18 protein-coding genes are annotated in these 20,906 nt (G+C 63.9%); 13 read left to right on the forward strand and 5 right to left on the reverse strand.

The annotated features are described in order from the left end of the window. The 13 genes from H0Z09_RS22340 (at position 1) to H0Z09_RS22400 (ending at position 14,900) form a co-directional block, all read left to right on the forward strand. The gene (locus H0Z09_RS22340; RefSeq protein ID WP_186693543.1) at positions 1–1,971 is read left to right on the forward strand and encodes a MacB family efflux pump subunit; all 1,971 of its coding nucleotides are present in this window, start codon (positions 1–3) and stop codon (positions 1,969–1,971) included. Then, a complete protein-coding gene (locus H0Z09_RS22345; protein WP_186693545.1) occupies positions 1,964–3,367 on the forward strand; it encodes an efflux transporter outer membrane subunit in 1,404 nt (467 codons plus the stop codon). Before H0Z09_RS22340 ends, H0Z09_RS22345 begins: the two co-directional genes overlap by 8 nt. A gap of 104 nt (positions 3,368–3,471) precedes the next feature. Beyond that, entirely contained in the window at positions 3,472–4,215 is a 744-nt protein-coding gene (locus tag H0Z09_RS22350; RefSeq protein WP_186693548.1) for an alpha/beta fold hydrolase, read from the forward strand. A 107-nt stretch (positions 4,216–4,322) separates the two neighbouring features. Further along, positions 4,323–5,093 (forward strand): FCD domain-containing protein, encoded by a 771-nt coding sequence (locus H0Z09_RS22355; protein ID WP_076950912.1) that lies wholly within the window; start codon positions 4,323–4,325, stop codon positions 5,091–5,093. Positions 5,094–5,459: 366 nt separating this feature from the next. Continuing rightward, complete coding sequence (locus H0Z09_RS22360; protein ID WP_186693550.1) at positions 5,460–6,662, forward strand: ABC transporter substrate-binding protein; 1,203 nt, start codon at positions 5,460–5,462, stop codon at positions 6,660–6,662. Positions 6,663–6,721: 59 nt separating this feature from the next. Then, positions 6,722–7,582, forward strand: coding sequence for a branched-chain amino acid ABC transporter permease (locus tag H0Z09_RS22365; RefSeq protein ID WP_076950915.1), 861 nt, complete (start codon positions 6,722–6,724; stop codon positions 7,580–7,582). Position 7,583: 1 nt separating this feature from the next. Next, a complete protein-coding gene (locus H0Z09_RS22370) occupies positions 7,584–8,594 on the forward strand; it encodes a branched-chain amino acid ABC transporter permease (RefSeq protein WP_186693552.1) in 1,011 nt (336 codons plus the stop codon). Beyond that, entirely contained in the window at positions 8,591–9,340 is a 750-nt protein-coding gene (locus H0Z09_RS22375; protein WP_186693554.1) for an ABC transporter ATP-binding protein, read from the forward strand. The genes H0Z09_RS22370 and H0Z09_RS22375 overlap by 4 nt, the downstream gene beginning before the upstream one ends. Next, positions 9,340–10,035 (forward strand): ABC transporter ATP-binding protein, encoded by a 696-nt coding sequence (locus tag H0Z09_RS22380; protein ID WP_186693556.1) that lies wholly within the window; start codon positions 9,340–9,342, stop codon positions 10,033–10,035. Before H0Z09_RS22375 ends, H0Z09_RS22380 begins: the two co-directional genes overlap by 1 nt. A 13-nt stretch (positions 10,036–10,048) precedes the next feature. Continuing rightward, on the forward strand, positions 10,049–11,317 hold the full coding sequence (locus H0Z09_RS22385) for a Zn-dependent hydrolase (protein WP_186693558.1): 1,269 nt from the start codon (positions 10,049–10,051) through the stop codon (positions 11,315–11,317). Further along, positions 11,314–12,717: an amidase gene (locus H0Z09_RS22390; protein WP_186693560.1), complete on the forward strand. Its 1,404-nt coding sequence runs from the start codon at positions 11,314–11,316 to the stop codon at positions 12,715–12,717. The genes H0Z09_RS22385 and H0Z09_RS22390 overlap by 4 nt, the downstream gene beginning before the upstream one ends. A gap of 256 nt (positions 12,718–12,973) precedes the next feature. Continuing rightward, complete coding sequence (locus tag H0Z09_RS22395) at positions 12,974–13,837, forward strand: LysR family transcriptional regulator (RefSeq protein WP_186693562.1); 864 nt, start codon at positions 12,974–12,976, stop codon at positions 13,835–13,837. A 58-nt stretch (positions 13,838–13,895) separates the two neighbouring features. Next, complete coding sequence (locus H0Z09_RS22400) at positions 13,896–14,900, forward strand: LacI family DNA-binding transcriptional regulator (protein WP_186693564.1); 1,005 nt, start codon at positions 13,896–13,898, stop codon at positions 14,898–14,900. Here H0Z09_RS22400 and H0Z09_RS22405 read toward each other — a convergent pair. The 5 genes from H0Z09_RS22405 to H0Z09_RS22425 form a co-directional block, all read right to left on the reverse strand. After that, the gene (locus tag H0Z09_RS22405) at positions 14,897–15,619 is read right to left on the reverse strand and encodes an SDR family oxidoreductase (RefSeq protein ID WP_186693566.1); all 723 of its coding nucleotides are present in this window, start codon (positions 15,617–15,619) and stop codon (positions 14,897–14,899) included. The two genes, H0Z09_RS22400 and H0Z09_RS22405, sit on opposite strands and share 4 nt — an antisense overlap. A gap of 138 nt (positions 15,620–15,757) precedes the next feature. After that, entirely contained in the window at positions 15,758–17,290 is a 1,533-nt protein-coding gene (locus H0Z09_RS22410; protein ID WP_186693568.1) for an FGGY-family carbohydrate kinase, read from the reverse strand. 2 nt (positions 17,291–17,292) lie between these two features. Further along, positions 17,293–18,372: an alcohol dehydrogenase catalytic domain-containing protein gene (locus H0Z09_RS22415; protein ID WP_186693570.1), complete on the reverse strand. Its 1,080-nt coding sequence runs from the start codon at positions 18,370–18,372 to the stop codon at positions 17,293–17,295. A gap of 24 nt (positions 18,373–18,396) precedes the next feature. After that, entirely contained in the window at positions 18,397–19,389 is a 993-nt protein-coding gene (locus H0Z09_RS22420) for a ribose ABC transporter permease (protein WP_186693573.1), read from the reverse strand. Then, positions 19,355–20,863: a sugar ABC transporter ATP-binding protein gene (locus H0Z09_RS22425; protein ID WP_186693575.1), complete on the reverse strand. Its 1,509-nt coding sequence runs from the start codon at positions 20,861–20,863 to the stop codon at positions 19,355–19,357. Before H0Z09_RS22425 ends, H0Z09_RS22420 begins: the two co-directional genes overlap by 35 nt. Positions 20,864–20,906: the final 43 nt, after the last annotated feature.

Below are 20,906 nucleotides of genomic sequence, written 5' to 3' on the forward strand. Positions count from 1 at the left end.
TTGACCACGCCCCTGATCGAACTCAAGAACATCCGCAAATCCTACGGCGGCGGCGATAGCCCGCAGGTTGACGTATTGCGCGGCATCGACCTGTCGATCCATGCCGGGGAGTTCGTCGCCATCGTCGGGGCCTCGGGCTCGGGCAAGTCGACCTTGATGAATATCCTCGGCTGCCTTGACCGCCCCAGCATGGGCGACTACCTGTTCGCCGGGGAAAACGTCGCCCACCTGGACAGCGATGAGTTGGCCTGGCTGCGCCGCGAAGCCTTCGGCTTTGTGTTCCAGGGCTACCACCTGATCCCCTCGGGGTCGGCCCAGGAAAACGTCGAAATGCCCGCGATCTATGCCGGCATCAGCGCCGCCGAGCGCCACGCCCGCGCCAGCGCCCTGCTCACGCGCCTTGGCCTGGCCGAACGCACCGGCAACCGTCCGCACCAGCTTTCCGGTGGCCAGCAGCAGCGGGTGTCCATCGCGCGCGCGTTGATGAACGGCGGTCATATCATCCTGGCCGACGAACCCACCGGCGCCCTCGACAGCCACAGCGGCGCCGAGGTCATGAGCCTGCTGGACGAACTGGCCGGCCAGGGCCATGTGGTGATCCTGATCACCCACGACCGCGAAGTGGCGGCGCGGGCCAACCGCATCATCGAGATTCGCGACGGCTTGATCATCAGCGACTCGGCCGATGGCAGCGATGTCGCACCGACACTGGCGAACGGTGCGTTGCAAGCCGTGGACCTGCGCCAACGCCTGGCCGACGGCGCCGAACACAATGGCGCGTGGAAAGCCGAACTGGTCGACGCGGTACAGGCCGCCTGGCGCGTGATGTGGATCAATCGCTTTCGCACCGCGCTGACCCTGCTGGGCATCATCATTGGCGTGGCGTCGGTGGTGGTGATGCTGGCAGTGGGCGAAGGCAGCAAGCGCCAGGTCATGGCGCAGATGGGCGCGTTCGGTTCCAACATCATCTACCTCAGTGGCTCGTCGCCCAACCCGCGTACGCCGCCGGGTATCGTCACCCTCGAGGACGTCCACGCACTGGCGGCGCTGCCCCAGGTGCAGCGCATCATGCCGGTCAACGGCAGCGAGGCCGGGGTGCGGTTCGGCAATGTCGACTACATGGCCTACGTGGGCGGCAATGACACCAACTTCCCGCTAATTTTCAACTGGCCGGTGGTCGAGGGCAATTACTTCACGGCCGAGGACGAGCGCGCCGCGGCCACGGTGGCGGTGATCGGGCATCGAGTGCGCGAGAAGCTGTTCAAGGGCGAGGTCGACCCCATCGGCCAATACATCCTGATCGAGAACGTGCCATTCCAAGTGATCGGCGTGCTGGCGGAAAAAGGCGCCAGTTCCGGCAACAAGGACAGCGACGACCGCATTGCCATCCCCTACACCGCCGCCAGCGTGCGCCTGTTCGGCAGCTACAACCCCGAATACGTGGTGATCGCGGCGGCCGATGCGCGCAAGGTCCGCGAGGCCGAGCTGGCCATCGACCAGCTTATGCAAAGGTTGCACAACGGCAAGCGTGATTACGAGCTGACCAACAATGCGGCAATGATCCAGGCCGAAGCGCGCACGCAGAACACGCTGTCATTGATGCTCGGTTCGATTGCGGCGATTTCTCTGTTGGTGGGCGGTATCGGCGTGATGAATATCATGCTGATGACCGTGCGCGAGCGGACCCGTGAAATCGGCATCCGCATGGCCACCGGGGCGCGCCAGCGCGACATCCTGCGCCAATTCCTGACGGAAGCGGTGATGCTGTCGGTGGTCGGCGGCCTGTGCGGCATTGCCCTGGCCCTGCTGGTGGGCGGCGTGCTGGTGCTGGCAGAGGTGGCGGTACAGTTTTCCCTGGTGGCGGTACTGGGCGCATTTGGTTGTGCCCTGGTCACCGGTGTCGTATTCGGCTTCATGCCGGCCCGTAAAGCTGCCCGGCTCGATCCGGTTAAGGCGTTGACCAGTGAATAAACGATCCCTCTACGTGCCCGGTCTGTGTGTGCTGCTCGGCGCCTGCGCCGGCAACCCGCCCGCTATCGACAGCGGCATCGCACCGCCGGCCGCCTGGCAATATGCCGAGCACGACGCCGCCCAGGCCACCAACCGGCAGTGGTGGACGCAATTCGGCAGCCCGCAGTTGAACCGTCTGGTCGACCTGGCCCGTCGCGACAGTTTCGATGTGGCCGCGGCCACCGCCCGCGTGCGTCAAGCCCAAGCCAGTGCAGTGATCGCCGGCGCGCCATTGTTGCCGGAGGTCAAGTTCAACCTCACCACCAGCCATCAGAAATTGCTCAGCGGCCCGGGGGGACCGGATCTGGATGCCTCACAAAGCGACGAAGCCGTCGACAACTTCGGCGCCAATCTCACTGCCAGCTATGAAGTGGATTTCTGGGGTGGTCGCGCCGCTGCGCGCGACAGCGCCCTGCATAGCCTGCGCGCCAGCGAGTTCGACCAGGCGACCGTGGAACTGACCCTGCTCGGCAGCGTGGCCGACCGCTACGCGCAAACCCTGGCCGCCCAGCAGCGCGAGCAGATCGCCGCGCTGAACCTGGCCAACGCGCGCAACGTGCTCGACCTGGTGCAGACCCGCTATGACGCAGGCTCCGCCACCGCCCTGGAGCTGGCCCAGCAAAAAAGCCTGGTGGCCGGCCAGCAGCGCCAACTGCCGCTGATCAAGCAACTGGCCGAAGAGTCGCGGATCACCCTGGCCGCCCTCCTCGGCCAGCCGGTGCAGGCCCTGCAACTCGGTGCCGAGCCCTTCGCGGAGCTGACCTGGCCGACCATCGGCGCCGGCGTGCCCAGCCAGTTGCTCAGCCGCCGGCCCGATATCGCCAAGGCCGAGGCGCAACTGGCGGCCGCACAAGCCGACGTCACCGTGGCCCGGGCGGCCATGCTGCCCGCCATCACCCTTGGCGCAACCCTGGGTTCCGACGCCTACAAGGTCGCGGATGTCCTGCGCAGCCCCTACTACACGCTGACCGCCGGCCTGGTCGGCCCTATCTTCAACAACGGTCGTTTAAGCGCTGAACGCGACAAGGCCCGCGCACGCCAGGATGAGCTGCTGCAAACTTATCGCGGCGCGATCATCAACGGCTTTGCCGATGTGGAAAAAGCCCTCAGCAGCATTACCCGCCTCGACGAGCAACGCCAATGGCAAAGTGAAGAACTGCAACAGGCCCAGAGCGCTTTCAAGATCGCCGAAAGCCGCTACCAGGCAGGCGCCGCAGACCTGCTCACCGTGCTGGAAACCCAACGTACCCTGTACGCGGCCCAGGACCAGAATGTGCAATTGCGCCTGTCACGCCTGCAGGCGAGCATCGCGCTGTACAAGGCGCTGGGTGGCGGTTGGCAGACGCAGATCCGATAAACAAAACTCCAGTTTCGTACGTCAGCTGTCTTCTCAACCTACATTAATCGACCAAAGGTCCTTGGTAAAAAAGCCGCTCTCACCCGGCCGCCCAGGACCTCTCGATGACTGTTGCAAAATACCTGACGTGCGCCTGCCTCTGGGTGACGGCCAGCGCAGCCCAACCGCTGATCCCACCTACCGCCATCGACTGGCTGCTGGACTGCCCCCTGCCCGGCGCGGAACGCCTGGACCCCGAAGTGCTGCAACGCACCCAATGCGGCATCGTCACCGTGCCGCGCAACCACGCCGCCCCCCGACTAGGCAGCCTGCGCCTGTACCTGACCCGCGTCGGCGCCCGTGACCCGCTGAACCGAGAAGGTGTGGTATTTGCCCAGGCCGGCGACGCCGTTAAAAAGAACCAGGCCGGCACCTTTGTCATTCATCTGACCAGCCTCTGGGGCGCCTACTCCAACCCGGCCTATCGCACGCTGGTCAACCGTTACGACGTCATTGAACTGAGCTCTCGCGACCTCAGCAACGAAAACGGCATCGAGCAGGCCGCCCAGGACATGGAGTTCGTCCGTACCCAACTCGGCGACGCCCAACTGCTCTACCTGGGTAACGCCGACGCCGCCCGCCTGGGCAACCATTACGCGGCGCTGTTCCCGGAGCGGGTTGTACGCATGGTGCTGGTCAACACGCAACAAGCTGAAACGGCGGCGCCCCATGTGGCGCAACTGCGCCTGAAAGAGCCGGACAAACAGGACGCCAGCGGTTGTATCAACCGCTGGGCCGGCGACTTCCTGGTGTTCGGCAAACAACCACCGCCGTCCACGCGTTGCCTTGATTCAGGCAACGGGGAGTAGCCATCCGTTTGCGACCTTCTGCCATTGAAAACGACACCCAACGTTGACGCTGCGTCGCGATCGTTATTAAGTGCTATTTATCCGCATTAATACGATAAATCGAACCCATGCTAAGCCGCCCGCTGCGACGCAAACGCCAGAAGCTGTCCGATGTGATCGTCGAGTCGGTCAAGCGCTCCATCGTCACCGATGCGTTGAAGCCCGGCGACCGTCTGCCCACCGAACGTGAGCTGATGGAAAGCTTCCAGTGCTCCAAGGGCTCGGCCCGCGAAGCGCTCAAGGCGCTGGAAGTGGAAGGCCTGGTGAGCACGCGCACCGGGCCCAGCGGCGGTGCCTACCTGAACCAGGCCGGCACCGAGCCGGCCAGCCGCGCGTTGCGCAACTACCTGCACTTCCAGCATCTGGATGGCGAACAGGTGTACCAACTGCGCAAAGTCATTGAAGTGGAGCTGGCGGTGTCGGTGCTCGGACGCCTGAGCGAAGACGACTACCAGGCCTTGCAAGACAACGTGGACTTTTGCAGCGCACCGGAAGACAGCGAGGCCGGCCAGCGTGAGCAGCGCCTGGCGGAACTGGAGTTCCACAACCTGCTGGCCAAGGCCTGCCCCAACCCGCTGCTGAGTTTCATGGCGCAGTTTCTCAACGACCTGCTGCGCGACCTGGTGGTGCTGAAGAAGGCCTACAAGCCCAAGCGCAAACAGTTCGACGCGGCCAACCTGGACTACCACAAGCAACTGCTGATCGCGTTTCGCGCCGGGGATGAAAGCGCGGTGCGCAGCTTGATGCATGAGCACATGTGCGATGCCGAACACCATATGACTGCACTGGAAGGCCAGGTCAGCCCGCATTTTTTGCTGGAGTTCGATCATCGTCCCTGAACACACCAGAGTTTCCCATTTGGAAACCCAACTTGTAGTGAGCGGGCTTGGCGAATCGTCGCACCGCCCGCGCTGGGCTGCGAAGCGGCCCCAAACCAGGCGAATTGGGTTTTTCTGAAACTGCGCGGTGTCTTTATTGGGGCAGCTTCGCAGCCCAGCGCGGGACGAGCCCGCTCACTACAGGGAGATTTGTCAGCCTTTGAAAGATGTGTCGATACCTATGCGCATCGCAGGCAAGCCAGCTCCCACAGTTGACCGAGTTGACCTGATAAACCGCATCACCCAATAACAGGCCTGCCCACAGGCCCTTGCTCCACCGTATCGCCATTGCCACTCCTGCCAATAACTAAACCAGGGAGTCACCCCATGCAGCGTCGTACGTTGTTGAAAGCCAGCCTCACCGCAGCAGCAGCCCTCAGCCTTCCACTGGGCATACGCTCTGCATTCGCCGCCGAGCCTTTTACCTTTTACGGCCTCAAGTCCATGTCCGGCGCCTTTGCCAGCTATGGCAAGTTTGCCGACATGGGTTCGCGCCTAGCGGTGGAACAGCACCCCGGGATTCTCGGCCGCCCGCTCAACTACAAGGTCATTGACACAGAAGGAAACGCCGGCAAGGCGGTGCGCAAGGTCCAGGAAGCCATCCAGCAGGACGGCGCACGCTTCTTCCAGGGCTGCACGTTGTCGTCATCGGCCCTGGCGGTGGCCAAGGAAGTCGACAAGGTCGGCGGCGTATTCATGACCCCGGTGGGTGCCGATGAAGTCACCGGCAAGGACTGCAACCCCGCCACTTTCCGCTGGTCGGTGCCCACCTACGGCGCGATCCGCGAAACCATGGTGCCGCTGATCAAGCTGCTGCCGCAGGCCAAGCGCTGGTACACCATCACCCCGCAATACGTGTTTGGCGAAGCGCTGCTCGAAGGCGCAAAAACCGTGCTCAAGGACAACGGCCTGGAACACGTCGGCAACAGCTACCACTCGTTGCAGGAGCAGGAATTCTCCGGCTATCTCACCAACGCCATCGCCGCCAAACCCGACGTGCTGGTGCTGCTCAACTTCGGCAGCCAGTCGTCCAACACCCTGCGCCAGGCGGTGAACTTCGGCATCAAGGAGCGCATGAAAGTGCTGCTGGTGTGGTCCGCCGGCCTTGATCAATTCCAGGAGCTGGGCAGTGACCTGCTTGAAGGCGTGTACCTCGGCGCGCAGTACTGGCACCAGGTCGACACCCCGCTCAACCGTGAACTGGTCAAGCTGACCCAGGCCAAATACGGCATCAACCCCACCTACCCGCTGGCCGCTGACTACATCAGCACCAAGGTCATGCTCGAAACCATCGTCTCAACCGGCAGCTTCGACGGGAAAACCGTGGCCAAGGCCATGCAGGGCCTGAGTTTCGAAGGCCCCACCGGCAAGGAATCGATCCGCGCCGGCGACCACCAGGTGATCAAGGATTACTACCTGCTGATCGGCAAGGCCAGCGGCGACATGGCCGACAAGGATGACCTGGCCAAAGTGCTCAGCGCCGGCCAGTCGTTCCCGCCGGTGGATGTCACGGGCTGCACGCTGGCCTGATCCTGACCCGTTGCATACGACAGGGTCGCCCGCGCGGCCGCCTGTTCGAGGATTCCTGCATGCTTAATCTGTACCTGTTCCAGATACTCAACGGCCTTGGGCTGGGGATGATCTACTTCCTGATCGCGGTCGGGCTGACGATCATTTTCGGCCTGCTCAACTTCGTCAACTTCGCCCACGGCGCGTTCTTCCTGCTGGGTGCCTACATCTGCTACACCGCCGTGAGCCTCACCGGCAACTTCTGGCTGGCGCTGCTGATTGCGCCGCTGGTGGTGGCCGCGCTGGCCTGGGCCATCGAGCGATTATTGATCCAGCGAATTTACCACTTGCCGCACATGTTCCAGATCCTGGTGACCTTAGGCATAGCGCTGATCATCCAGGAAGCCAGCGTGATGATCTGGGGCCCGGTGGGCAAAAGCGTCGCGGTGCCGGAACTGCTGCGCGGCGTGCTGGTGGTGGGCGACTTCGTCTACCCGTACTACCGCCTGTTCCTCATCGTGTTTTCCGGGCTGGTGGGCCTGGGCCTGTGGCTGCTGCTGGAACGCACACGCTTCGGCGCCCTGGTGCGCGCCGGCAGTGAAAGCACCGAAACCGTGTCGTTGCTGGGCACGAATATCTTCCGTTTGTTTTCGATGACCTTCGCCCTCGGCGTGGCCCTGGCCGGTGTCGCCGGCGTGCTGTTCGCACCATTGCGCGGCGCCCAGCCTTTTGTCGGCCCGGAGATCCTCGGCATTGCCTTCGTGGTGGTGGTGATCGGCGGCATGGGCTCGTTCAGCGGCGCGCTGGTCGGCGGTTTGCTGGTGGGCGTGGTGCAAAGCCTGATGACCACACTCTGGCCCCAGGGCGCGAGCCTGATGATCTACGGCGCAATGGCCGTGGTGATTCTGGTTCGTCCCTACGGCCTGTTCGGGAGAGCCTGACATGAGCGAGAAAAACCCCCTGCCGTTTGCCAAGACTCAATCGCGCGCGATGTTGCTGTGGGTCCTGGCGGTGCTGATCGGCCTGCCGTTGATACTGCCTTCGGCGACGCTGGCCACCGAGATCCTGATCTTTGCCATGGCGGCGCTGGCGTGCAACCTGCTGCTGGGCTACACCGGACTGTTGTCGTTCGGCCAAGGCATCTTCTTTGGCGCCGGCGCGTATTGCGCGGCGCTGCTGATGATCCACCTGCAAATGGGCCTGTTCACCGCGTTGCTCGGCGCCGCCGTCGCGGGCGGTTTCCTGGCGTTGCTGGTGGGCGCCCTGGCGATCCGCCGCACCGGTATTTACTTCGTGATGCTGACCCTGGCGTTCAGCCAGATGGCCTATTTCGTCGCCTACACCCTCAGCGACTGGACCGGCGGCGACAACGGCCTGCTCAGCGTGCCGCGCCCGGAGATCCGTATCGGTGACACCGTGCTGCTGTCGCTGGTCGACGCCCGCGCCTTCTACGGTTTTGTCGCGGTGCTGTTCCTGCTCATCTTCATCGGTGCACGCCGGGTGATCGCCTCGCCGTTCGGCAGCACCTTGATGGCGATCCGCGAAAACGAAACCCGCGCCTCGGCCATCGGCTACGACACACGGCACTTCAAGATCCTGGTGTTCGTGCTGTCCGGCGCCGTCACCGGCATCGCCGGCGCGTTGTACGCCATGCTGCTGCATTTTGTGCCGCTGTCGAACATTGACCTGGCGATGTCCGAGCACATCCTGATCATGACCATCGTCGGCGGCACCGGCTCGCTGTTCGGCTCATTGCTGGGCGCCGGTTCCATCGTGCTGCTCGGGGATTTTCTCTCCGACCTGTGGCCGCGCTGGCTGATGCTGCTGGGGGTGATTCTGATCCTGGTGGTGATCTTCATGCGCGGCGGTTTGTGGGGCGGCCTGGCGTCGCTGTTCGACAAGGTGCGCGGCAGCCGCAAAACCGCTGTCGTCGCCAAGGAGCAAGGGCTATGAGCATCCTGCTGGAAACCAAAGACCTGGAACTGGCCTACGGTGCCTTCCATGCGGTGAACGGCGTGAACCTCAAGGTCGAAGCCGGCACCATCCACACCATCATCGGGCCCAACGGCGCGGGCAAGACCAGCCTGTTCCACTGCCTCACCGGTGAACGCCAGGCCACCGCCGGGGCGATTCACTTCGACGGCAAGAGCCTGATGCGCAAGCCCGCCCACGCCCGCGTCGGCCTGGGCATGGCGCGCTCGTTCCAACTCACCAGCCTGTTCCAGAACCTCAGCGTGCGTGAAAACCTGCGCCTGGCCGCACAGGGCCGTGACGGTGCGCGCGCGCTGAATTTCTGGCGCCGCGTCGACAGCAAACGCGAACACCTGGAGATGGCCGACCAGGTGCTGGAGCGCCTGCAACTCAGCGCCCGCGCCGACACCCTGGCCGGCGAGTTGTCCCACGGCCAGCAGCGGGTGCTGGAGGTGGGCATGTCGATCTGCTCCAAGCCCAAACTGTTGATGCTCGACGAGCCCACCTCGGGCATGGGCATCGACGACATTCCGATCATGACCCAACTGATCAGCGACCTCGGCCGCGATCACACGGTGCTGTTGATCGAGCACAACATGAGCATTGTCATGTCCATCAGCCAACGCATCACGGTGATGAGCCATGGGCGGATCCTGGTGGAAGGCACGCCGGAATTCGTGCGCGCCGATGAACGTGTGCGCACCGCTTACCTGGGGGAGGCTGCCTGATGCTGATCGTCGAGAATATTCATTCCTACTACGACAAGAGCCACGTGCTCGAAGGCGTGTCGCTGACGGTCAACCCGGGCGAACTGGTGACGCTGCTCGGCCGCAACGGTGCCGGCAAGACCACGACCCTGCGCAGCATCCTCGGGATTATTTGCCCGCGCCAGGGCCAGATCCACTTCAATGGCCAGGCCCTGGTGGGGCGGAAAATCTTTGAGATCGCGCGCCAGGGCCTGGCGCTGGTGCCGGAGAATCGCGGGATTTTCCGCCTGCTCACGGTCGAGGAAAACCTGCGCATCGCCGCACGCAAGACCAGCCGCTGGCAGCTTGAAGACGTCTACGGCATGTTCCCGCGCCTCAAGGAACGGCGCAAAAACGCCGGCCACGCACTTTCCGGCGGCGAGCAGCAAATGCTCGCCATCGCCCGCGCGCTGCTCAACGACCCCAAGCTGCTGATCCTTGATGAGCCCACCGAAGGCCTCGCCCCGGTGATCGTCGACGAGTTGGTGAAGATCCTGCGCAAGGTCAAGGACGACGGCCTGCCGGTGCTGCTGGTGGAACAGAACCTGATGGTCTGCGACAAGCTCGCCGACCGCCATTACGTGCTCGAACAAGGCCGCGTGGTCTACGAGGGCAGCGCCGCTGACTTTCGTGCCGACCCGAGCATCAAGAACCGCTATTTGGCCCTGAGTGCCTGATCGGAGAACGCTGATGAATAGTTTTGCGCAAGCGCTTCAGAGCAACGCCCCGCTGATCAACCGCGACCGCCTGTGGCAATCGCTGATGGACTTGGCGCAACTGGGCGCCACCGCCAAGGGCGGCGTGTGCCGCCTGGCCCTCACGGACCTGGACCGCCAGGCCCGCGACCTGTTTGTGCAGTGGTGCGAAGCCGCCGGGTGCAGCGTCAGTGTCGACGCCATCGGCAATATCTTCGCGCGCCGCGCCGGGCGCAATCCCGCCCTGCCCCCGGTGATGACCGGCAGCCATATCGACACCCAACCCACCGGCGGCAAGTTCGACGGTTGCTACGGCGTGATGGCCGGGCTGGAAGTGATCCGCACGCTCAACGATTTGAACATCGAAACCCAGGCGCCGATTGAGGTGGTGGTGTGGACCAACGAAGAAGGTTCGCGCTTCCCGCCGTGCATGATGGGCTCCGGGGTGTTTGCCGGTCAGTTCGATCTGCAGGAGACCCTCGACAAACTTGACGACCAGGGCCTGTCGGTGGGCGCCGAATTGCAGCGCATCGGCTATGCCGGCCCGCGCGCGGTGCTGGGCCACCCGGTCGGTGCGTATTTCGAGGCGCATATCGAGCAAGGTCCGGTGCTTGAAGACCAGGCCACCACCCTTGGCGTGGTGATGGGCTGCCTGGGCCAGAAATGGTTCGACCTGACCCTCACCGGCGTCGAAGCCCACGCCGGCCCGACGCCGATGCACCTGCGCAAGGACGCCCTGGTGGGCGCCGCCGAAGTCGTCAGCGCGGTCAACCGCATCGCCCATCAGCAGCAGCCCCACGCGTGTGGCACGGTCGGTTGCCTGAGCCTGCATCCGGGGTCGCGTAACGTGATCCCAGGCCGAGTGCAGATGACAATCGACTTGCGCCATCTGCATGCCGACAGGCTGCAAGCCATGGTCGATGAAGTGCGCGGCGTGATCGAAGCCACGGCCACCCGTCACGGCTTGACCTTTGAACTGACGCCCACCGCCGATTTCCCGCCGCTGGATTTCCATCCGGCGTGCGTCAACGCCGTACGCGACGCCGCCAGCGCCTTGGGCCTGAGCCATATGGACATTGTCAGCGGCGCCGGCCACGACGCGATTTTCGTCGCCGAACTGGGCCCGGCCGGGATGATCTTTGTGCCGTGCGAGGGCGGCATCAGCCACAACGAAATCGAAAACGCCGCGCCGGATGACCTGGCGGCGGGCTGCGCGGTATTGCTGCGCGCCATGGTCAGTGCGGCGCAGGGGGATGTGGCATGAGTGAGATTAGCCAACTGACGGCGGTGCAATTGCTGCAGCGCTTTCGCGACAAATCCTTGTCGCCGGTAGAGGTCACCGAAGACGCGCTGCTGCGGATCGAGCGCTACAACCTGGTGGTCAACGCCTACTGCCATGTCGACCCGCAAGGCGCACTGCAGGCCGCACGCGCCTCGGAACAGCGCTGGTTCAAGGGCGAGCCCTGCGGTGCGCTGGACGGCGTACCAGCGTCGATCAAAGACCTGACGCTGACCATCGGCATGCCCACCCGCAAGGGCTCGCGCACCACATCCGCCGAAGGACCGTGGGACATCGACGCGCCCTTCTCCGGCTTTATGCGCAAGGCCGGCGCGGTGCTGCTGGGCAAGACCACCACGCCGGAGTTCGGCTGGAAAGGCGTCACCGACAACCCGCTCTACGGCATCACTCGCAACCCCTGGGACACCCGTACCACGGCGGGCGGCTCGTCCGGCGGCGCGGGCGCGGCGGCGGCGTTGAACCTGGGCGTGCTGCACCAGGGCAGCGATGCCGGCGGCTCGATTCGGATCCCTTGTGCGTTTACCGGCACCTTCGGGATCAAGCCGACCTTCGGTTATGTCCCGCAATGGCCGGCCAGCTCGATGACGATTCTGTCGCACCTGGGGGCGATGACCCGCACCGTGGAAGACAGCGTGCTGATGCTGCAGGCCGTGGCGCAACCGGACGCGCGGGATGGCTTGATCGGCGCACCACGCAGCACGCCGTGGCTGACGCCGGGTACTGACCTGAAAGGTTTGCGCGTCGCCTATAGCCCGAACTTCGGTTACGTGGACGTCGACCCGCAAGTGGCCAAGGTGGTCGCGCAGGCGGTGGAAGGGCTGGTGCAACTGGGCGCCCATGTCGAGCAGATCGACCCTGGGTTCAGCGACCCGTTGGAAGTCTTCAGCACCCTGTGGGCAGCCGGTGCCGCACGCCTGACCGGGAGCATGAGCGAGGCGCAAAAGCAGCTGCTCGATCCTGGTTTGCTGCGCATCGCACAACACGGCGAACGCTTGAGCCTGGATGACTTCAACGCGGCCCTCGAAGCGCGCGCAGCCCTGGTGGCGCGCATGGCCGCGTTCCATGAGCATTACGACGTGCTGGTGTCGCCGATGATGCCAATCACGGCGTTCGAGGCTGGGCACGACGTACCGCCCGGATCAGGCCTGGCGGAGTGGACCGAATGGACCCCGTTCACCTACCCCTTCAACCTCACCCAGCAACCGGCGGCATCGGTGCCGTGCGGGTTGGCGGCGAATGGCTTGCCGGTGGGGTTGCATGTGGTGGGCGCGCGGTTTGCCGATGACACGGTTTTGCGGGTTTGCCAGGTGTATGCAAAGGCTTTTCCTACCGAGCACCTCCAAACTCCCCGAACCCTCAGCTGAAATGCAATAAAACTGTGGGAGCTGGCTTGCCTGCGTTAGCGGTGTATCAGTAATCAAGTCGGTTTGATCGTTCCAACGCTCCGCGTGGGAATGCCGCCTGGGACGCTCCGCGTCCCGCCGGTCTACTCAATATGTGCAGGTGACGCAGAGCGTCACGGGATGCATTACCACGCGGAGCGTGGGAACGATCAGCCAGCTCCCACAGTGTTGACCGCATTCCACTACAATGCCCCTCATTCATCTCCCGGGGGGCTTCATGGACATCGAACTGGCACGCACCTTCCTCGAAATCACCCGCTGCGGCAGCCTGGCCGCGGCCGCCGAGAAACTGCACGTCACCCAGACCGCCATCACCGCACGGGTGAAAAACCTGGAAAACCAGCTCGGCAGTACGCTGTTCGTGCGCAACCGCGCAGGCGCCAGGCTGACCGCCGACGGCGAGGCTTTCGTGGTGTACGCCAATCAACTGCTGCAAACCTGGGAAGCCGCCAAGCGTGACCTGCCCTTGCCGGAGGGCTATCGCAATGTGCTGCACATCGGTGGCGAGGTCAGCCTGTGCAACCCGTTGATGCTCGGCTGGGCCCAGGCCCTGCGCCAGCACATCCCAGGTCATGCGCTGCGCACCGAAGTGCGGGAAGGCGACTACCTGCTGCGCCAGTTGGAACTGGGCGTGCTCGACGCTGCCCTGGTGTTCCAGCCGCAATACTGGCCGGGCTTGCAAGTGGAGCAGGTGCTGGAAGAAAAGCTGATCCTGGTGCAGTTGGTCAGCAAACCGACCCCCTATGTGTATATCGACTGGGGCCCAGGCTTTCGCCAGCAGCATGACGCCGCCCTGCCCGACAAGGCCCGCGCGGCGCTGAGTTTCAACCTCGGGCCGCTGGCGTTGCAGTACATCCTCGAGAACGGCGGCGCCGGCTATTTCCGTACCCGTGTGGTGCAGAGCTACCTGGACAGCGGCGTGATGCAGCGCGTGCCCAAGGCGCCGGAATTCAGTTTCCCCACCTACCTGGTGTATTCGCGAGCGCGGGATTCGGCGGTGTTGCAACAGGCACTGGCGTTGCTGCGCGAAGTGGTCAAGGCCGAAAGTGACTGGTCGCAGCGCTGGGACCCGTTGATTTGAATCACTCTGCGCCCGCGCGCATGCTAGCCTGCGGGTGTGTCCTTTCGCAGCCCTATCGATGAACAAGAAAAAGCCCGTCACCATCAGCGACATCGCCAAACGCGTCGGCATGACCACCATCACCGTGTCCCGGGCGCTGAGCAAACCCGACCTGGTCAAGCCCGCCACCCTGGCGCGCATCCTCGAAGTCGCACGCGAGCTCGACTACGTGCCCAACGCCTTCGCGCGCGGGCTCAAGCGCAGTGAAAGCCTGATCATCGGCGTGATCACTGCGTCCGTGGACAACCCGTTCTACAGCGAAATGATCAAGGCGATTTCCCGCGAGGCCAAGCAGCACGGCTACACCATCATGCTGGTGGACACCGATGAGCTGGAAGAGCTGGAAAGCAAGGCGGTGGACACCCTGCTGGGCTACCGCGTGGCGGGGATCATCCTGTCGCCGGTCTCCGACGAGCCGAGCTACCAACCCGACTACCTGGAACGCCTGGGCAACGGCAAAACGCCGGTGGTGCTGCTCGACCGCACGCTGCATGACAGCCCCTTCAGCCGCGTGGTGCTCGACAACTACCACAGCGGCATCCAGGCCGCCCATTACCTGTTGCGCCAGACACCCGAGCTCAAGCGCCTGCTGGTGCTGACCGGGCCCGAGCACTCGCGCATCACCGTCGAGCGCCTCAAGGGCCTGCGCGAAGTGCTGGCCGAACACCCCCAGGTGCAGGTCGAAGTGCAGGCCGGCGACTACACGCTGATGCCGTCCTACCTGCACACCCTTGACTACCTGGCGGAGCACGCGGCGCCGGACGCGATCATGGGTTTCAACCAATTGATCACTCTCGGCGCGCTGCGCGCGTTGCGCATGCACAATATCTCCCACGACAGCCTGACCATCTGCGGCATCGACCGCCTGCCCTTCGCCGATATCTTCGGCGTGCCCATCGCCTGCGTGGCCCACGATGCGTCGCTGGCCGGCAGCAGCGCGGTGCGCCTGTTGCTCGACCGCCTGCAAGATCCGCACAAACCACGGGACAAGGTGGTGATCGCCGGCCGCCTGGAAAACGGCTAGCGGCTGGTGTAGCCGCCGTCGATGGGCAGGCTGACGCCGCTGATCATGCTGGCGGCGCGGCTCAGCAGGAACAGCACCGGCAAGGCGACTTCCACGGTTTCGGCAAAACGCCCCAGCGGGATGGCCGCCAGCGCCGGGTCGCGCTTGGATGGCTCGGACCAGGCCATGGCCGCCATCGGCGTCAGCGTGACCGTGGGGTTGACGCTGTTGACGCGAATCCCGAAGCGCCCCCATTCGGCGCATTGCACGCGGGTGATCGCATCCAGCGCGGCCTTGGACGCGCAGTAGCCGAGGTGATCGTCCAGCGCCACCAGCGAGGCCTGGCTGGAAACGTTGACGATACTGCCGGCGATCTGTGCTTCGATCATCTTGGCCGCCACGCGACTGGCGACTTGCGCGGCGGCGCGGGCGTTGACATTCATCACCTGGTCGAACGCCTCGGCGCTGATCGCTGCCGCCGGCTCCAGCCGCGAAATCCCGGCGCAATTGACCAGGCCATGCAGCGGCGGCAGGTCTTGCAGGGCTGTGTCGAGGGCGGCGCTGTCGGCGATGTCCAGGCACAGGCTATGGCAGCCGAGCCCGGCCAGGGCCTGCGCGTCGCGGCCAAGGGCAAAGACCTCGGCGCCGCTGGCGATCAGTTGCAGGGCGATTTCGCGGCCAATGCCGCTGCTGGCGCCGGTGACGAGGATGCGGTGGTGGGTGAAGTCAAAAGTGGTCATGGCGACATTCTCTAAGACAATGAAGATCCCCCTGTGGGAGCGGGCTTGCTCGCGAATGCGGTGGGTCAGTCAATACATCCATGGCTGATCCACCGCATTCGCGAGCAAGCCCGCTCCCACATTTTGGATCTTGGTGAATCAGTGGGTTTGCAGGTTGTGCATGATCGGTTTCAAGGCGGGATACAGTTTCAGGTACTCGGCAAACGCCAGGTCATACGCCTCGACGTGTTGCGCCTTGGGCTCAGCCCGCAGCTGCAGCTGCACCCAGCCCTTCTCCATCGCCCCGTCGCTCACCAACCCCACGGTATGCGCAGCCAACAAGGCCGCACCCAACGCTGCTTCCACTTCCTGGACGATGGTGTACACCGGGTACCGCGTTACGTCCGCGATGATCTGCATCCACAGGTCCGAATGGCTGGCGCCGCCCACCACGATCAAACGCGGGTCCAGCGAATGCGCGCCGCGGGTGCCGGCTTCGATGTTATGCCGCAGGGCAAAACTCACCCCTTCGAGCACGGCGCGGTACAGGTGAATGCGGCTGTGGTAAAGGTTCAGCCCGACAAAGCTGCCACTGGCGCGGTCATCCCACACCGGGCTGCGTTCGCCCATCAGGTACGGCAGGAACAGCAAGCCTTCGCTACCCGCCGGGACGTTCATCGCGCTCTGCTCCAGCAGCACCAGGCTGTCCTGGCCGGTGGCCTTGGCCTGTTGCTCCTCGGCCTGGCAGAACTGTTCGCGAAACCAACTGACCGAAGCGCCGGCCGTGATCGCGCCGCCGAAGATGTACAGGTCGCGGTGGCCGTTGTAGACATGGGGCATGCTCACCAGGCCGTGATGGGCGTCCACCTGTTGGTTCAGGTAGCCCCAGCACATGCTGGTGCCGATCATCGCCACATGGTTACCCGGCTGCGTAACGCCCGCCGCCAACGTCGCCATGGCCGCATCGACGCCGCCGGCCAGGATCGGCGTGCCGGCCTGCAGGCCCAGACGCAATGCCCAGTCTTGCAACAAGCCACCGACCACTTCACCGGAATACACCAGGCGTTCAGGCATCATCGCCTGCGGTATGCCCAGTGCATCGAGCATCTCGCCGGACCAGCCGCGCGCGGCCACATCGTAGACACCGCCGATATTGCCGGCACTGCTGTGGTCCACCGCCAGCTCACCGGTAAGGCACCAGTTGATATAACTGTTGGGCGGCAGCAGGTAGCGGGTTTGCGCCCACACCTGCGGCTGGTACTGTTTAAGCCAGAGCATCTTGGTGAACCCGTAGTAGCTGTCCACCAAGTTGCCGGTGACCTCGAACAAGCGCTCCAGGTCCACGTGTTCGCGCACCCAGGCCACCTGCTCGCCGGCGCGGCGGTCCATCCAGATCAGGCACGGGTGCAGCGGTGTCATCTGCGCATCCACCGCAATCCCCGAACCGCCATACAGGCTGCTGATGCACAGCGCCTTGACCTGTTGCGCCGCCACGCCGGCCTTGGCGATGCACTGCGACACACAGGCTTCGACGGCATCCAGCCACACCTGCGGCCATTGCTCGGCCCAGCGCACTCTGGGGGTATCCACGCGATACCCCTGGCTATGCTGGGCGATGATCGCGCCGTGCGCATCGACCAGCAGTGCCTTGGTGCTCTGGGTCCCTATGTCGACACCCATCACGTAGTTCATTGTCAGGCCACCGGCTTCAACAGCACCTTGATCGACTTGGTCGAGTTGGCCAACTCGAACGCTTCGGCGTAGTCATCCAGCGGGAAGTCATGGGTGACGATGCCTTTGGACGTCACCAGGCCGCGCTCGAACAGGTCGATGGCGATCGGGTAGCAGTAAGGCCCGAGATGCGCGCCGCGCACGTCCAGTTCCTTGCGGTCGCCGATGATCGACCAGTCGACGCTGGTCTCGGCGCCGAACACGCTGAACTCCACAAAACGCCCGAGCTTGCGGATCAGATCCAGGCCCTGGGTGACGCCGGCCGGCACGCCGGTGGTTTCGATGTACACGTCACAACCGTAGTTGTCGGTCAGGCTGTTGATGATTTCGCGGGCGTTGTCGCGCGTCGGGTTGATCACCACGTCGGCGCCGAATTTCTTTGCCAGTTCCAGGCGCTCGTCGACCATGTCGATCACCACCAGTTTCTTCGGGGTCTTCAACGCGGCGACCTGGACCATGCACAGGCCCAGGGTGCCGGCACCGGCGATCACCACCACGTCGTCGAGCTGGATGTCGCCGCGGTTGACCGTGTGGATCGAGCACGCCATGGGCTCCACCAGCGCCGAGTCTTCCAGCGACACCGATTCGGGAATCTTGTGCACGATGGCCGTCTTGGGAATGCGCATGTACTGCGCCATGCCGCCTTCGGCCACCTCACGCTGGAAGCCGAAAATATTGTGCACTTCGCACATCCAGTACTTGCCGGATTTACAGAAGCGGCACTTGGCGCAGGGCACGATCTGCTCGGCGATCACCTTGTCGCCCACCGCGACCTCGAAGTGCTCTTCGGCGCCCTCGCCCACTTGCTCCACATAGCCAAAAAACTCGTGCCCCGGCACAACGGGCGCCTTGACCCACGGGTTGTCGCCGCCCCAGAACATCGCCGCGCCAGAATGGCACTTGCAGTCACTGGCGCAGATGCCACAGGCGGCGATACGGATCACCAGTTCATTGGCGCGCGCCTGGGGTTTGCCGATGCGTTCCAGGCGGTAGTCTTTGGGGCCGTGGCAGACGACGGCTTGCATTTGGGTGAGCTTGTCCATGATTTCTGACCTGTCTTGAGGAGTTTATTTGTGGCGCTGACGGCTGATAAAGATCGCCAGCAAAATGATCCCGCCCTTGATGACGCTCTGGACGTAGGGCGACACGCCGAGCATGTTCAACCCGTTGTTCAACACCCCCAGCAGCATGGCGCCGAGCAACGTGCCGACAATCACCCCGCGCCCGCCGGCAATCGATGCGCCGCCCAGCACCACGGCGGCAATCGCATCCAGTTCGAACGACACGCCGGCATTCGGCTGGCCGCTCATCAGGCGTGAGGTCAATACCAGCCCGGCAATCGCCGCCGTGAGGCCGCTGATGCCGTACACCAGCAACTTGAAGCGCGCCGCCCGCACGCCGGACAAACGCACCGCTTCTTCATTGCCGCCGATGGCGTAGATGTAGCGGCCGATGCGCGTGTGTTGCAGCAGCACATAGGCGGCCAGGTAAGTGATCAGCATGATCAGGATCGGCACCTGGATGCCGAACAGGCTTTCGCGGCCAAAGAACGCAAACCAGTCCGGCAACCCGGAAATCGGGTAGCCGTCGGTGTACATCAGGCCCAGGCCCCGGGCGATGCCCATGGTCGCCAGGGTGACGATGATCGGCGGCATGTGCAGGTAGGCCACGAACAGGCCGTTGCCAATGCCGAAGGCCACCCCGACCAGCATCCCCGCGCCAATCGCCACGCCTGGCGGCAGGCCGGCGACCATCAAGCCGGCGGTGAGCGTGCCGGACAAGGCCATCACCGGCCCCACCGACAAATCGATGCCGCCGGTGAGAATCACGCAGGTCATGCCCACCGCGATAATTGCGTTGATCGACACTTGCCGGGCGATGTTCGACAGGTTGCTGGCGGTGAGGAAGGTGTCGCTGGCCAGGATCATCACCAGCGTCACCACCACCAGCCCCACGAATGGATAGAACGCCGGCGAGCGCAGCAGCCGCGCCAGGTTCAGGCGCAGCCGGCTGTTATCGCCGCGGCTAATGGACGTATTCACTTGAGCCCCCTGTTGCATGGCGCATGACCTCTTGAGGATTGACGGCAGACGCTTCGAGTACCTTGACGATGGCGCCCTTGTGGAACACCGCGACGCGGTCGCACATGCCGATGACTTCCGGCAATTCGGACGAAATCATGATGATTGCGTAGCCCTGTTCGGTGAGGCTGCGCATCAGCGCGTAGATCTGCGCCTTGGCGCCGACATCGATGCCACGGGTGGGCTCGTCGAACACCAGCACGTCGCAGTGGTGGTTGATCCAGCGTGCGATCACGACCTTCTGCTGGTTGCCGCCGCTGAGGTTGAACACCCGGCTTTCGCTGCTGGGGGCCTTGATCGACAGCTGTTTCATCAGGCCCTCGACGCTGGCGCATTCGCGGCTTTTGTCGATCAGGCCCGAGGCGTTCTGGTATTTGGGCAGGTTGTTCAGCGAGATATTTTCGCGGATGCTGAAGTCGGTGATCAGCCCTTCGCTCTTGCGGCTTTCCGGGAGCAGGCCGATGCCGTGGGCGAGCGCTTGCGCCGGGTCGTTGAGGGTGATTTTTTCACCGCGCAGCCACACGTCTTTGCTCACCGACGGCAGCGCGCCCATCATGCCCAGGGCCAGTTCGGTTCGGCCGGAGCCGACCAGTCCGGCAAAGCCGAGGATCTCGCCCTTGTGCAATTGGAAGCTGTTGCGCGGGCCATTGCGCACCAGCTGGATGTGCTTGACCTCCAGCAACAGCGCGCCGCGCGCAGTGGTGGGCTTGGGCGGAAAACTGCATTCCAGGCGACGCCCGACCATCATCTCGACCAGGCGGTCGATGTCGCTGTCGGCCACCTCGGTGACGCCCACGTTGCCACCGTCGCGCAACACGCTGATGCGGTCGCACACCTGGAAAATCTCCTCCAGGTGATGGGAGATGAAAATCACCGCCACGCCCTGGCGCTTGAGCTCGCGCATGATCCCGAACAGCAGCTCGGCTTCGCTGGGCGTGAGGGTTGCGGTGGGTTCATCAAGCACCAGCAGCCGCGCATCCAGGGCCAGGGCCTTGGCGATTTCGACGAACTGCTGCTCGGCCACGCTCAGGTGCTTGACCGCACATTGCAGGTTAATGCTGACGCCCAGGCGCTTGAACAACGCCTCGGAGGCCGCGACCATTTCGCGCTTGCGCAACAGGCCGAAACGGTTGCTCAACTCGTGGCCGAGGAAGATGTTTTCTACCGCCGTGAGGTAGGGAATCAGGCTGAATTCCTGGAACACAATGCCGATGCCGGCGGCAATCGCGTCGCGGTAAGTCGAGAATTGCTGTACCTGGCCATCGATCAATATGCGGCCTTCGTCCTGATGCTCGACGCCGCCGAGGATCTTCATCAGGGTGGATTTGCCCGCGCCGTTTTCGCCGAGCAAGGCATGGATCTCACCGCGTTCGACCTGCAGGTTGATGGACTTGAGCGCCTGCACGCCCGGGTAACGCTTACAGATATTTTCCAGCTTCAGAAGACTGCTCATACCGCCGACCTCGTATTCAGAAGGAGACCTCAAGCCCCACGGG

The sequence above is a fragment of the Pseudomonas sp. SWRI18 genome (assembly GCF_014268345.1).
In the GTDB taxonomy this organism is placed as follows: domain Bacteria; phylum Pseudomonadota; class Gammaproteobacteria; order Pseudomonadales; family Pseudomonadaceae; genus Aquipseudomonas; species Aquipseudomonas cedrina.